The organism is Pseudomonas sp. RIT409 (assembly GCF_003052515.2).
GTDB lineage: Bacteria > Pseudomonadota > Gammaproteobacteria > Pseudomonadales > Pseudomonadaceae > Aquipseudomonas.
Genome location: NZ_QARE02000002.1, coordinates 36420 through 50229 on the forward strand (window position 1 = coordinate 36420; position 13810 = coordinate 50229).

The 13810-nt window shown below is 58.6% G+C and carries 14 protein-coding genes; 5 read left to right on the forward strand and 9 right to left on the reverse strand.

The window, feature by feature from the left end; genetic code table 11:
* Window positions 1–9 precede the first annotated feature (9 nt).
* Both DBP26_RS02690 and DBP26_RS02695 read right to left on the reverse strand, forming a co-directional pair.
* Complete coding sequence (locus DBP26_RS02690; protein ID WP_108236383.1) at window positions 10–603, reverse strand: hypothetical protein; 594 nt, start codon at window positions 601–603, stop codon at window positions 10–12.
* Window positions 569–1342, reverse strand: coding sequence for an SURF1 family protein (locus DBP26_RS02695; RefSeq protein ID WP_108236382.1), 774 nt, complete (start codon window positions 1340–1342; stop codon window positions 569–571). The genes DBP26_RS02690 and DBP26_RS02695 overlap by 35 nt, the downstream gene beginning before the upstream one ends.
* A 71-nt stretch (window positions 1343–1413) precedes the next feature.
* On the opposite strand from DBP26_RS02695, the gene DBP26_RS02700 reads away from it, so the two are divergent.
* Window positions 1414–1617, forward strand: coding sequence for a twin transmembrane helix small protein (locus DBP26_RS02700; protein ID WP_108236381.1), 204 nt, complete (start codon window positions 1414–1416; stop codon window positions 1615–1617).
* 1 nt (window position 1618) lies between these two features.
* Here the strand turns inward: DBP26_RS02700 and DBP26_RS02705 are convergent, their stop codons facing one another.
* The 4 genes from DBP26_RS02705 to coxB form a co-directional block, all read right to left on the reverse strand.
* Window positions 1619–2503, reverse strand: a complete 885-nt coding sequence (locus DBP26_RS02705) for a cytochrome c oxidase subunit 3 (RefSeq protein WP_108236380.1) — start codon at window positions 2501–2503, stop codon at window positions 1619–1621.
* A gap of 17 nt (window positions 2504–2520) precedes the next feature.
* The gene (locus tag DBP26_RS02710; RefSeq protein ID WP_108236379.1) at window positions 2521–3084 is read right to left on the reverse strand and encodes a cytochrome c oxidase assembly protein; all 564 of its coding nucleotides are present in this window, start codon (window positions 3082–3084) and stop codon (window positions 2521–2523) included.
* Window positions 3085–4671 (reverse strand): cytochrome c oxidase subunit I, encoded by a 1587-nt coding sequence (gene ctaD, locus DBP26_RS02715; protein WP_108236378.1) that lies wholly within the window; start codon window positions 4669–4671, stop codon window positions 3085–3087.
* A gap of 63 nt (window positions 4672–4734) precedes the next feature.
* The gene (gene coxB / locus DBP26_RS02720) at window positions 4735–5862 is read right to left on the reverse strand and encodes a cytochrome c oxidase subunit II (RefSeq protein ID WP_108236377.1); all 1128 of its coding nucleotides are present in this window, start codon (window positions 5860–5862) and stop codon (window positions 4735–4737) included.
* A 405-nt stretch (window positions 5863–6267) separates the two neighbouring features.
* Here coxB and DBP26_RS02725 point away from each other — a divergent pair, with 405 nt between their 5' ends.
* Together DBP26_RS02725 and DBP26_RS02730 are read left to right on the forward strand one after the other, a co-directional pair.
* Window positions 6268–6918 carry a hypothetical protein gene (locus tag DBP26_RS02725; protein ID WP_108236376.1) on the forward strand — a complete coding sequence of 217 codons (651 nt, stop codon included), beginning with the start codon at window positions 6268–6270 and terminating at the stop codon, window positions 6916–6918.
* Window positions 6919–7087: 169 nt separating this feature from the next.
* Window positions 7088–8722, forward strand: coding sequence for a hypothetical protein (locus DBP26_RS02730; RefSeq protein ID WP_108236375.1), 1635 nt, complete (start codon window positions 7088–7090; stop codon window positions 8720–8722).
* A gap of 85 nt (window positions 8723–8807) precedes the next feature.
* Here DBP26_RS02730 and DBP26_RS02735 read toward each other — a convergent pair whose 3' ends face one another.
* Together DBP26_RS02735 and prlC are read right to left on the reverse strand one after the other, a co-directional pair.
* Window positions 8808–9095: a YheV family putative zinc ribbon protein gene (locus DBP26_RS02735; protein WP_108236374.1), complete on the reverse strand. Its 288-nt coding sequence runs from the start codon at window positions 9093–9095 to the stop codon at window positions 8808–8810.
* Window positions 9092–11143, reverse strand: coding sequence for an oligopeptidase A (gene prlC, locus DBP26_RS02740; protein ID WP_108236373.1), 2052 nt, complete (start codon window positions 11141–11143; stop codon window positions 9092–9094). The genes DBP26_RS02735 and prlC overlap by 4 nt, the downstream gene beginning before the upstream one ends.
* 112 nt (window positions 11144–11255) lie before the next feature.
* On the opposite strand from prlC, the gene DBP26_RS02745 reads away from it, so the two are divergent.
* Window positions 11256–11804: a gamma carbonic anhydrase family protein gene (locus tag DBP26_RS02745; RefSeq protein WP_108236372.1), complete on the forward strand. Its 549-nt coding sequence runs from the start codon at window positions 11256–11258 to the stop codon at window positions 11802–11804.
* Window positions 11805–11882: 78 nt separating this feature from the next.
* Window positions 11883–12533: an HAD family hydrolase gene (locus tag DBP26_RS02750; RefSeq protein ID WP_108236371.1), complete on the forward strand. Its 651-nt coding sequence runs from the start codon at window positions 11883–11885 to the stop codon at window positions 12531–12533.
* A 135-nt stretch (window positions 12534–12668) separates the two neighbouring features.
* On the opposite strand, the gene DBP26_RS02755 is transcribed toward DBP26_RS02750, so the two are convergent.
* Entirely contained in the window at window positions 12669–13724 is a 1056-nt protein-coding gene (locus DBP26_RS02755; RefSeq protein WP_256601163.1) for an aminopeptidase, read from the reverse strand.
* Between the last annotated feature and the right edge of the window lie 86 nt (window positions 13725–13810).

Below are 13810 nucleotides of genomic sequence, written 5' to 3' on the forward strand. Positions count from 1 at the left end.
GCCCTCCCTTCAGCCAATGTTCGACAGCTTCAGCAGTCGCCGCAGATCGTTGAGTAAATCCCTGCCATCGACCTCCGCGCCGTAGCGCAGCACGAGGTTGCCATGGGGATCGACGATCCACAGCTGCGGCAATTCAATACCGGGCGCCATGCGTCGATACCGTTTTAAGTCAAGGGCGTAGCGATGCAACTGCGGGTACTCGCGGGCCAGTGAAACGTCGTACTCAGCCACGAGCGGCTGTGCGACAGCCAACGCATGAGTGGCGCGGGATGCGTCTCGACCCAGACCGATCTGGACCTGCCGCGCCAGATAGACCAACTGTTGGCAATCGGCATCGCACTCATCAGGTGCGGTAACGAGCATTTGCCAGCGCTTCTCGTCGGACTGCACCCCTAGCTCGCTGCGGCTTTCGCCATTGCCGATCAACTCGCCGTGGTAGCTGCGCCCCTCCGGAACCCAGAACTGCAACCTGTACATGGCCGTGGCAAGCAGCATCGGCCCCAGTGCCACCAACAGGACCAGCATCAGTTGGAGGCGCCCGCGACGTCGGTTTTTCCGGTTGCGTGAGTCAGACGTACCGGCCGGACTCGTCATTGTTGCCATCGTGTCGTTCCTTCTTATTGTTCTTCCGCCCCTTCTTCAACCCGTCAGGCGCGCCGAAGCCCAAGTACAGATAAAGCCCCGCCAGCGCGAAGGCCATGGCGAACCATTGCACGGCATACCCCACATGCTTTTCCGGCCCCATGGCGACCACTGGCCAGTCGGTCCGATACGCGGCAGGGCCCGGTTCAAGGCGCAACTCATGGGCAAATCCGTCGCGCCTCAAGTCTTGCCAGAGGCTGGCAGGTTCAAGAGCGGTCACCAGTTTCGGCCATGACCCGCTCTGCGGATCGGAATGCAACTGGTACAGCGAGCCAGTGGTTACATACACCCACGCATTCAGCCTCAGCGTCTGTGTTGGCGTGTCGAAAGCAGGCAGCGTGCGGCGGTCCGCCCACGGTAGCCAGCCGCGGTTGATTGCCAACCACAACCCGCTCGACTCATCGTGGAACGCCTGAATCAGCTCGACACCCGCCTGCCCGTCGCGCGTGCTGTTATCGAGCAACAGGCTATGTTCGCCGTCGAAACGACCCTGCACTTGAACCCGGCGATAAACAGAGTCGACTGTGTCTGGCAATTGCGCCGCCGACAGCACGGGGGCTGTGCGGCGCGCAGCGTAGACGGCCAGCATGACGCGTTTCTCCTCGCCACGTTTCAACTGCCAGCAGCCCAAGGACACCAGCACCGGCAGCAGCGCGATGACCGCCAGCGTGGGTGCGATGCCGGGCCGAAAGCGCTTCATCACGCCTCCCGGTCCGGCACGACTGCTCGGCCTATACTGCTGTGCATAGCGTCCCTCCTGGGAGTCATCCGATGCTCAAAGCGGCCATCGTTCTCATGCTGCTCGCGACGGTCGCCAGCCTGTTCAGCGGCCTGTTCTTCCTGGTGAAAGACGATTCGCCCTCCACCCGCCTGCTCAAGGCCCTCACCGTTCGGGTCATCTGCGCCAGCGTCACTCTGGCGCTGATCGCCTATGGCTACTTCAGCGGCGAACTGGTCTGGCACCCTCCCTGGTGACTCACAGCACATAGACGAAGACGAACAGACCCACCCACACCACATCCACGAAATGCCAGTACCAACTCGCCGCTTCAAAGCCGAATTGGTGCTGGGCGTCAAAATGTCCCCGCACGATCCTCATCAGCATCACGAACAGAATGACCGTGCCTATGGTCACGTGAGCACCGTGGAACCCGGTCAGTATGAAGAACGTGGCACCATAGATGCCCGAGCCCAGGGTCAGACCCAGCTCTGTATAAGCCTCGTGGTATTCGAAGGCCTGCAGCGTGAGAAACGCGAGGCCCAAAAGGATCGTCAGCGCCAGCCAGCCTTTGAGCGCGCTCCGGTGCCCACGCTTCAACGCATGATGGGCAAGGGTCAGGGTGACGCTGGAACTGACCAGCAGAACGGTGTTGATGAGCGGTAGGTGCCAGGGATCGATAACCGCCTTTGGCGGGGGAAACAGGGTGGGGTCCGGGGTCTGCAGCAACGGCCAGGTGTTCTGGAACGTGGGCCAGAGCATATGGGCAACGGCCTTGGTGCCTTCTCCGCCCAAGGCGGGCAAGCTGATGTGACGGACGTAGAACAGTGCCCCGAAGAATGCGACGAAGAACATCACTTCCGAAAAGATGAACCATCCCATGCCCCAGCGAAACGAGCGATTCAGCTGAGCGCTGTACAGCCCAGCCCGGCCTTCCCGCACGACCGCCCCGAACCAGCCAAACATCATGTAGGCCATCATCAGTACGCCCACGCAGAAAATCAGGGCGCCATGGGTGTCGCGACCGGCTCTCAAGCCCACCAGCCAATTGCCCAGGCCGTAAAGGGTGACCAGCATGCCGACGGTGGCAATGATCGGCCATTTGCTCTGCGCCGGCACGTAGTAGTGTTCATGAGTGGCCATCTCTAACCTCCTCGGTTCTAACCGCCGTGAGCCGCTACGGGGCCCACTGACGGCGGCAAGCGCGCGGTGACATCAAACAGCGTGTAGGCCAGTGTCAGGTGCTTGACGTCGCCGGGCAGCTCTCGATCGACGATGAAGCGCACCGGCATTTCGATACGCTCCCCCGGTTGCAGCCTTTGCTGGGTAAAACAAAAACATTCGGTCTTGTGGAAATAGGCTGCCGCCGTGCTCGGCGCGATGCTCGGTACGGCCTGGGCAGTCATGACCCTATCAGTGGGGTTTTCGGCCACGAAACGCATTTCGCTGACCGCGCCGGGATGCACCACGATTTCAGCCGCCACGGGATAAAAACCCCACACCATGTCCGCATGATTGGTCGCGACAAATTGCACTCGCACCTGACGGCTTTCGTCGACCTGTTGCGTCTCACGGTAGGGATCGCCGGTCTTACCGTTGATACCCAACGCCTTGCACATCACGTCATACAGCGGCACCAGGGCAAAACCGAAAGCGAACATAGCCACCACCAGCATCAGGAGGCGGGTCACCAGTCGCCGATTGGCGCGCTGTGCGTCGTCCATCTACTTCACCTCCGGCGGCGTCACGAACGTGTGGTAGGGCGCAGGCGAGGGCACCGTCCATTCCAGACCATCGGCACCATCCCAAGGCTTGGCTGGGGCAGGGGGCCCGCCCCGTATGGTTTTGATGACGATGAAGAGAAAGAAGATCTGCGTGGCTCCGAACGTGAACGCGCCGATCGACGAAACCATGTTGAAATCGGCGAATTGCAGGTTGTAGTCCGGTACTCGCCGCGGCATGCCGGCCAGCCCCACGAAATGCATGGGGAAGAACGCCATGTTCATCCCGACGAACGACAGCCAGAAATGCAACTTGCCCAAGGTTTCGTCGTACATGTGGCCGGTCCACTTCGGCAGCCAGTAATAGGCGGACGCAAAAATGCCGAAGATCGCACCGGGCACCAGTACGTAGTGAAAATGAGCGACGACGAAATAGGTGTCCTGATACTGAAAGTCGGCAGGTGCTATCGCCAGCATCAGCCCGGAAAAACCGCCGATGGTGAACAGGATCACGAACGCCACCGCGAACAGCATCGGCGTCTCGAAGGTCAGTTCGCCCTGCCACAGGGTACTGACCCAATTGAACACCTTCACCCCAGTGGGCACGGCAATCAGCATTGTCGCGTACATGAAGAACAGCTCGCCCACCAGTGGGATGCCCACCACGAACATGTGATGCGCCCAGACGACGAACGACAGCACCGCAATGGCTGCGGTGGCGTAAACCATGGATGTGTAGCCGAACAGCGGCTTGCGCGAGAACGCGGGGATGATCGAACTGACCGCGCCGAAGGCCGGCAGGATCATGATGTACACCTCGGGATGACCGAAAAACCAGAAAACATGCTGGAACAGCACGGGATCCCCGCCGCCTGCCGCGCTGAAGAAGCTGGTATGGAAGTGGATGTCCATCAGCATCATGGTCACGCAGCCGGCCAGCACCGGCATGACGGCGATCAGCAGAAAGGCGGTGATCAACCAGGTCCAGACGAACAGCGGCATTTTCATCAGGGTCATGCCAGGGGCGCGCAAGTTGAGGATGGTCGCGATAACGTTGATCGCACCCATGATCGAACTGATGCCCATCAGGTGTATGGCGAAAATGAAGTAGGTGACGCTTTCCGGGGCGTATGTCGTAGACAACGGCGCGTAGAACGTCCAGCCGAAGTTAGGGCCGCCACCGGGTGTGAAAAGCGTCGAAACCAGTAACAGGAAGGCCGCGGGCAGCAGCCAGAAACTGAAATTGTTCATGCGCGGCAAGGCCATGTCCGGCGCGCCGATCATCAACGGGATCATCCAGTTCGCCAGCCCCACGAATGCCGGCATCACAGCGCCGAACACCATGACCAAACCGTGCATGGTGGTCATTTGGTTAAAAAAGGCAGGTTCGACAATCTGCAGGCCCGGCTGAAACAGTTCGGCCCTGATCACCATCGCAAACGAGCCGCCCAGCAGGAACATGCAGAAGCTGAACCAGAGGTACAGTGTGCCGATGTCCTTGTGGTTGGTGGTCAGCAGCCATCGCATGAGGCCCTTGGCAGGACCGTGGGCATGGTCCGCCTGACCTGGGTCGTCAATCACTGCACTCATGTCCTGTCTCCTGCGAAACATTGACGGAAGCAACCATAGGTCTACTCGCAGCGAAGGGGCCGTTCATTTGGCCACCGCCTGTTTGAGCGCCAGCACATCCTTGGGTGTGACCATGTCGCCCTTGTCGTTGCCCCACGCGTTGCGCTCATAGGTGACGACGGCGGCGATGTCGACTTCTGACAGTTGTTTGCCGAACGCCGCCATGGCCGTGCCCGGCCGCCCGTTGAACACCGTGTTGAGGTGCTCTTCTCGCGAACCCATAACTGTCTTCGAGCCTTTGAGCGCTGGGAACATGGGTGGCAAACCCTGACCTTCAGCCTGATGACAGGCCACGCAGGTGGTGTGGTAGACCTTGTCGCCCTGCGCGACCAACGCTTCGAGGGTCCAGTCTTTGCTGGTCAATTCCTTGAGTTTGGCGACCTCCTGTTTGCGCTCGGCCAACCAGGTGTCGTAATCGGCTTGGGGCCTGGCATCGACCACAATGGGCATGAAACCGTGATCTTTTCCGCACAGCTCCGCGCATTGCCCGCGATAAATGCCGGGCTTCTCGATACGGGTCCAGGCCTCGTTGACGAACCCGGGAATGGCATCCCGCTTCACCGCAAAGGCGGGCACCCACCAGGAGTGGATGACATCGGCCGAGGTCACCAGAAAGCGAATCTTGACGCCCACCGGGACCACCAGCGGCTGGTCGACCTCCAATAGGTAATGCTCGCTTTTGGGGTCCTTGTTGTGGATCTGGTCTTGTGGCGTGGCCAGGTTGCTGAAGAATTCGACGTCCTGGCCCAGGTACTTGTAATTCCATTTCCACTGGTAGCCGGTGATCTGGATGTCCAGCCCCGACTCGCTGCTGTCATACATCTCAATGAGTGTTTTGGTCGCAGGAATTGCCATGACAACGAGGATAAGCAACGGTACCAGCGTCCAGAGAATTTCGACCGGCGTGCTTTCGTGGAACCTGGCGGCGACCTGACCGGTGGAGCGGCGGTGGATGATCATCGACCAGAACATCGCGCCGAAAACGATGACGCCGATCACGACACAGATCCAGAAGATGGTCATGTGCAGGTTGAAGACTTTATGACTGACCTCGGTCGCTCCAGGCGCCATATTCGTGGTCCAGGCAGCGTGCACCGGACTGAATACCGACCACAGCAGGGGCGCCATCCAGACGTGTGGATGTCGCATCATTGCGGTTCCCTCAGTTCTTCTTGTTGACCAGAAATCCTGTCAGGCGCAAACGTTGCCGAGCACAAGGTTTGACGTTTGCCTGTGCGGGCGAGGGAGCGGTCAACACAAGAATCCAAAGGACCGGGGCCAGGCCTGCTTCACGTTCCAACGCTATCAAGCGAGCTCATCACAGAACCGAGTATAGACACCCCAAGAGGGCGCGCCGGGGTGGAAGACCGTTGTAAGCCAGCGATACCTTGGGCGCTTAGCGAAAAAAAACGGCCTGACTGGGCATAAAGTGGCTTTTTAATAGCAGACGCACATAACCCTGAATCTGTTATGACAATTACGTCTCAGTGCCGTTAATAAGCCAGCTAACGTATGACTTCCGTATAATCTTCGCTGTTATTTACCCATGGAGCCTTCATGAAGACCGCCGCATTGCGCGAGCAGATCATCCAAGCACGGCAACACGAGACCCAGACTGGCCAGCTTCTGCGCCAACTCGAGTTACAACTTCCCCATCTGCACCCAGCCATCCATGTACCTGATGTCGACGCGCCAGGCGTATTGGCGCGCTTCGTCCTCGCCTATATCGAACAGGTTCCGGACCTGTTGGACGCAGCCCATGACGTGGCGCTGCAGGCTGGCATCGAGGGCCAGATCAAGCCGGTTCTGAAAATCGCCGAACAATTCTTCAGCGCCCCCCCGGCCATCATGGACGGCCATGAAGGGCTCGACAGCCTGCTGGACGAAGCCTACCTGGCGCATCGCCTGGTCGAGGAAGTGAATGACCTGTACATCGTGCATTTCGCCCAACCGCTGATTCCGGTGAACACCACCGTCGCCAGCGTCATCGCTCATCAGCTGATCGGCGAAGCGTTTGCGAATCAGCTCGACGAGGTGGTGCACCACGCCATCGATCAGATGCTCAACGAAGACAGCTTTTCACTGGAATCGGTTGAGGCCTACCGGGAAAAGCTGGCCAGCCCGGACACCGAAGCCGCCTGGAAGCGCTGGCCAAGCCTGTCGCGTCAGTTGGGCGTGGGGCTTGAGATGGAAGTGGCGAAGGACTGATTGCCATAGCCGCCAGACAGATCCGAACGTGCTCGGATCTGTCTGTGTCTCATAATTTGCAAAGCCTTATCGATTTCAAAGCGCGTAGTGCTGGGTTAAGAGTATGGGCGTCTGAATCAGACACTCATCCAAAGCGCAGGACGCGCTGTAAATCGAAAGGGAATTCGCAATGCATTACGCAAAAATGCTCATTGCCGTTGCCGCTATTACGGCTGGCAGCAGTGCAATGGCAAACAATCCGTTTGCCCACCCAGACAAGCCTTTCCACGAATACTCCTGGGTCAACACCCACAATTCTTACGAAAAGATCAATCAGAACATGCAAGGACTCCCACAGCAGATGCGGGGTGGCGTGCGCAGCTTCATGCTCGATCTTTATCACAATTCCAATTACCGGGAAGAAGAGCAGATCCGGATTTGCCATACGGCGTCATTCTGTTACGGCTCCTTCAGGAATCAGTTGGCGAATGAGTTCATTCCCTTTTTGAAGCAGAACCGCAACGAAGTGATTTCGATTTTCCTGGAATCTTACGTTGAACGCTCTCATCTGCAGACGCTGTTCAACTCGGTGCCTGAAGTCGCGGAACTGACCTTCAACCCTAAAAATTTCAAGACCGACAACTGGCCACTCATGAGCCAGATCGTGGCGCAAAACAACCGGCTCATGCTTTTTACCAACAAGCGAACGCTGGCTGGCGACTACGCGGTCAACGGCAAGACCGTGACCGTATTGTTTGACAAGGACTGGGTCGCGCAAAATCACTGGTCCACGCTGGGTGCAGCCGCCTCAAACATTGAAGCGGCACATAACTGGTCGTGCCCAAGTCGCTACGATGACACTCCGGTCACGGAATCTCGCGTCAATGCAAACACGGGAAAATCCTGGAGCCGTCTGTTTCTGATGAATCAGTTTCATACTGCGACAAAAACTATTTCCGATTCCGCTGCGTATGACAACAACCTGACTTATCTCACCCGTCGCGTTAATAACTGCGGAAAAACTCCAAACTTCATCGCCATCGATAACTACCGAAACGGAGACACCTCGGCCTACACCAAGGCGCTAAGCCAAGGCGGCATTTATCTGTGGGAAGGTAACAACGCGGACCCCAGGCAGGACGCCGTCTGTGTCATTCCGCGCGCCCAGCGAACCCTCGAACTGCCGACTGCCGGTTGCGAAAATGATGAAGCCAGATCACTGTCCCTGTCGGGGATCGCCAAAGGTACACGCCTCTCTCTCTTCGACAGTCGCAGTGGCAGCCGCGAAGATGATCACATGATCATTGATGTCACGCGTGATATTGGTCTTCATGAACACGTGGTAGTGGGCTCGTTTGAGCAAAACTGGACGACGGATGCCTACAAGGCAACGTATGTTCGTAATAATGGGTTGAACGGAAAAGTCTCACGCATTGAAGTCACGCAAACGCCGTTAGACTTTTCAGACGCCAGCATTGCGCTGTATGAAGGCAACAATGCCAGCCAAAACCTGGACTGTACTATCCCCTTTGATCGTGCTTACACCATAAAAATGAAAAGCAACAGCTACGGCTGCTCCAATGACGAAATACGCTCAGCGAAGATTCTCAAAGCTAAAAAGGGCGCCGAATTCTCATTGACCGGCCATCCCGAGGGGAGTTTTAAAGAAGGAAGGACAGTGGTCACTGTCCGGCGCGACATTACATCGCCTGTCATCATAAGCAGCTTCAACCATTCTTATCAGGACGCCGATGTGCAAGTGACAAACCACAAGAAAGGCGTCGATGGAAAGATTTCCTTTGGTTATATCAGTGGTGCTAAATAAGCCACCGTGCCCGGGCAAGGGATCGAAACATACGAACCCTTGCCCGGTTTCACTCAAGGTGAGTGAGGCGAGTTGAAAGAGCCGGTCAGTTCGGATCAACCGGCTTCTTCAGTTTCGGATTGGGGAAGAACTGCACCCCTTGTACCTTGAGATTCGCCGGTTTGGTTTTCTCCTGATTGACCCGAGTCCCCAGCTCCTTGGGGATCGACTGGCCTTGTGCGTTGAGCGTGTCCGAATACCCGCAATGCACGCACTCGCGGTGCGGAACGTCGTCTTCGCTCCACATCATCAGCTTGTCAGGCTCGCTGCACGCCGGGCATACCGCCCCAGCGATGAAGCGTTTCTTGGTAATCACCTGCGGTGTATCGGTCATGCTGCCGCGTCCTCACTCAGGCCGGAATGGCGCAAGAGTGCGTCAATCGAAGGCTCCCGTCCGCGGAAGTCGACGAACAGCACCATGGGTGCCTGCGATCCGCCACGGGCCAGGATCGCCTCGCGGAACGCGCGGCCAGTCTCGGGATTGAGCACGCCGTCCTCCTCGAATCTCGAAAACGCATCAGCCGAGAGCACTTCCGCCCACTTATAGCTGTAGTACCCCGCCGCATAACCGCCAGCGAAAATGTGCGCGAAGCTGTTGGGGAAACGGTTGTACGCCGGAGGCCGCATGACCGATACCTCATCACGCACGTCTTCCAGCACCTGAAGGGTACTGCGGCCATCGCCGTGGGTGGCGTGCAGCTCGAAATCGAACAGCGAGAATTCCAATTGGCGGACCATCATCAGCCCCGACTGGAAGTTTTTCGCCGCGAGCATTTTTTCCAGCAGGTCCTGAGGAAGTGGCTCGCCCGTTTCGTAATGGCCCGAGATCAACGCCACGCCTTCCGGTTCCCAGCACCAGTTTTCCATGAATTGGCTAGGCAGCTCGACCGCATCCCACGCCACGCCATTGATGCCCGATGCACCCGCGTGCTCGACGCTCGTCAGCAAATGATGCAGGCCATGACCGAATTCGTGGAACAGCGTGGTCACTTCATCGTGAGTCAGCAGCGCAGGCTTGCCGGCCACCGCAGGAGTGAAGTTGCACACCAGGTTGGCCACCGGGCTCTGCAAGGCGCCGTCCAAGGTGCGACGACGATCACGGGCGCCGTCCATCCACGCACCGCCACGTTTGTTGGCGCGTGCATACAGGTCGAAGAAGAAGCGGCCAACGTGCTGGCCGTTGTCCTTGATTTCGAACAGGCGAACGTCCGGGTGCCATGTGTCGAAGCCTTTCAGCTCGGCGATTTCGATGCCATACAGTTTTTGCACGATGGCGAACAGGCCGCTCAACACCTTGTCGATCGGGAAGTAGGCGCGCAGGGCTTCCTGAGAAACGCTGTAGCGCTGCTCGCGCAATTTTTCGCCATAGAACCCGCTGTCCCAACTTTGAAGATCCGGGCAGCCTTGCTCAGCAGCATACGCCTTGAGCTGTTGCAGGTCTTGAGCGGCAAACGGCTTGCTGCGCTTGGCCAGATCGCGCAGGAAGCTCAGCACCTGATCGCTGGATTCGGCCATTTTGGTCGCCAGGCTCAGCTCGGAGAAGCTGGCAAACCCCAACAATTTTGCCAGTTCCTGACGCAGATCCAGGATCTGTTCCATGACCGGACCGTTATCGTTCTTACCCGCATTCGGGCCTTGATCCGACGCGCGGGTGCAGTACGCGGCATAGACTTCTTCGCGCAGGGCGCGGTCTTGGGCGTAGGTCATTACCGCGTAGTAACTCGGAAACTCCAGGGTGATCAGGTAGCCATCGAGGTCTTTGGCCTTGGCTGCAGCGGCCATCTGCGCCTTGGCCGAATCCGTCAGACCCGCCAGCGCCGCTTCGTCGGTGACGTGTTTGGTCCAGGCTTGGGTGGCGTCGAGCAACTGGTTAGAGAATTGGCTTCCCAGCTCCGACAGCTTGCTCTGCACTTCGGCATAACGCTTTTGCTGCTCCGGCGGCAGGTCGATGCCCGACAGGCGAAAATCTCGCAGGGAGTGCTCCAGAATGGTTTTCTGCGCGACGTCGAAATGGGCCGCTTCGGGGCTGTTGGCCAGAGCCTCGAAAGCCTGGAAGAGTTCGCGGTTCTGACCCATTTCCGTCGAGTAAGCGCTCAATGCAGGCAAGCAGGACTCATAGGCGTCGCGCAGCTCGGCGCTGTTGCAAACGGCGTTCAGGTGGCTGACGGGGCTCCACGCGGCACCCAGGCGGTCGTTCAATTCGTCCATCGCCAGCACCAGGCCGGCCCAGGTGGGCTGCGAACCTTGTTGGGCAAGAATGTCGGCAATCGCAGCGCGGTTGTCGGCGAGAATCTGGTCAATGGCGGGTTTTACGTGCTCGGCGCGGATCGCCGAGAAAGGTGGCAGGTCGTACGATTGCAAAAGAGGGTTGTTCGCGCTCACGGTTTGGCACCTTGGCTGGGAGAAACACCCGAGCATCTTAATTACAATCGACGCTCACCGCAGCTATCTAACAGGGATAGCCGAGCTATCAGTGCCAAAGAGGGAGCCTATTGTGGCCATTCGCACGTTCCAGAATCACACGCCAACCCTTGGGGAGCGGGCCTTCGTCGATCATTCGGCGGTTGTCATCGGTGACGTTGAAATCGGTGCCGACAGCTCAGTCTGGCCGCTCACGGTCATTCGCGGCGACATGCACCGCATCCGCATCGGTGCGCGCACCAGCGTTCAGGACGGCAGTGTGCTGCACATCACCCATGCCGGACCGTTCAACCCAGATGGATTCCCGCTAATCATCGGCAATGAAGTGACCATCGGTCATAAGGTCATGTTGCATGGCTGCACCATCGGCAACCGTATCCTGATCGGCATGGGGAGCACCCTCATGGATGGCGCGGTGGTGGAGGACGAGGTGATCATCGGCGCGGGCAGCCTGGTGCCGCCCGGCAAGCGGCTGGAGCGCGGTTTTCTGTATGTGGGGCGGCCGGTGAAGCAGGTTCGCCCGCTCACCGAGAAAGAACTGGCGTTCTTCCCCTACAGCGCAACCAACTACGTCAAGCTCAAGGACCAGCACCTGGCCGAAGGTTTCGACCAGCCGTGCTGAAGCGCCACGCGCTGTTTCGGTAAAACATTCCGTGGAGCGTGCTGCGGCTGAACGCTCCTCACGCTGTTGAGAGATACCATGCATTACCAGAATATTCTGTTCGACCTGGACGGCACCCTGACTGACCCTCGCGAAGGCATTACCCGGTCGATCCAATACGCCTTGAGCAAGCTGGGCATCGCGGAACCGGACATTGCCCGGCTGGAGCACTTCATCGGTCCGCCACTGCTCGAGCAATTCATGCACGCCTACGGTTTCGACGAGGCCAAGGCGTGGGAAGCCGTGGGTTTCTACCGCGAACGCTTCAAGGTGACCGGGCTGTATGAAAATCGGGTGTTCGATGGCGTCTTCGAGCTGCTCGACCTGTTGTCAGATCAAGAACGCACGCTGTTCATCGCGACGTCCAAGCCATGGGTCTTCGCTCACGAAATCGCCCGCCATTTCGACTCCGCGCGTCATTTCAAGGTGATCTACGGCAGCGAACTGGACGGCACGCGCACCGATAAAGTCGAGCTGATCCGACATCTGCTGGATGAGGAAGCGCTGGATCCGAAGCAAACGCTGATGATCGGTGATCGCAAGCATGACCTGATCGGCGGCAAGCGCAACGGGCTGGACGTCGTGGCGGTAGGGTACGGATTTGGCAGCCGAGAAGAACTGCTAGCCGAAGCGCCGACCTACCATTTCGCCTCGTTGAGTGCACTGCATCAGGCGTTCTTGAAGCGCTGAAGATGCTACGAGCAGGAGCGCGCTTGGTCTGGCGCCGCATTCGGACGATGGCGATCTGTCTCAGGCATCTGCAGTGACAGACACTACGCCATCGTCCGAATGCGGCCTAGACCAAGCGCGCTCCTACAGATTGGGTTAGCCAGCAGGTTTCATCAACCGCTCCAACGCCGCCTTTCGCCTATCGGCAGGCAGCTCACCCAGTTGCTCCACTGCGGTAAAAAATGCAGACCAATCGCCGTGCACCTGCCTGAAGAGCGCGGCGAAGGCGGGGGTCCATTGGTCGTACAAACCGATAGGCAACAACCTGGCGTTATTCATCGGTGCGTACACCCAGGCATCGAATCGTTTGTCGCCGCCCCATTGGCCATCGCGTAAATCGCGATACCGAGCCCGCAGACGTTCGAACTCAGCCACCTTGCGCTGGCGCATGACGACGGGACTCAAGGGTTCGGCGTAGAGGCGTTTCAGGCGCTCGCGTGTGTCGAGCACCAACTGCGTCAACTGATCCCGCCGCCGGGTCTCGGAAGACGCCGTCTCGGGCGGCAATCCCCGCGCAGCACGCCACTGCCGGGTGCCCTCCTCTTCGACGAAAGTGGCGTAGGACTCATTGAACTCGCTGTCATCCTTGACGTAGACCCGTTGGTGCGCCAGTTCATGGAATATCAGCGTTGCCAAGCGTTCGTCGCCCCACGTCATCATTGAGCTCATGATCGGATCGTCGAACCATCCCAGTGTCGAATACGCCTCCACGCCACTGACATAGACGTCCTTGCCTTCGAGCTTCTGCAACGCCGCTTCTCCCCGCGCAGCGTTCTGGTCGTAGTAACCGCGATAAGCGACACAACCGGCGATGGGGAAACAGTGCGTTACGGGCTCGAGCGAAAACTCGCCGGTGGCGAAGACGTTCCACACCACGTAAGGCCGATGGATATCCGCATACAGGCGATAGCTCTGGTTATCCGGCAGGTGCAGGTGCTGGCTGGCAAAATCGCGGGCCTGCTGTGCGGTATGCAAGCGGGCACGCAGCGTCGGGTCACGCTGGGGGTCGTTGACCACTCGAGTGACCGGCTCGCGCGCGCGCAACAACGCAAGCTGTCCTTGGGCCAATTGGCTGTAATAGGAAAGACTGGAGCAGCCGCCGAGGAGTAACATCGCCAGCAGCGGCAAGCCGCGCCGGAACCACAAGGTCATCGAACGATTCATGCGCGCCTTAACGTCGAAATACAGGAAGGGTATAAAGCCTGCGTTATGCCGCACACCCGACCTCTGACGCAACC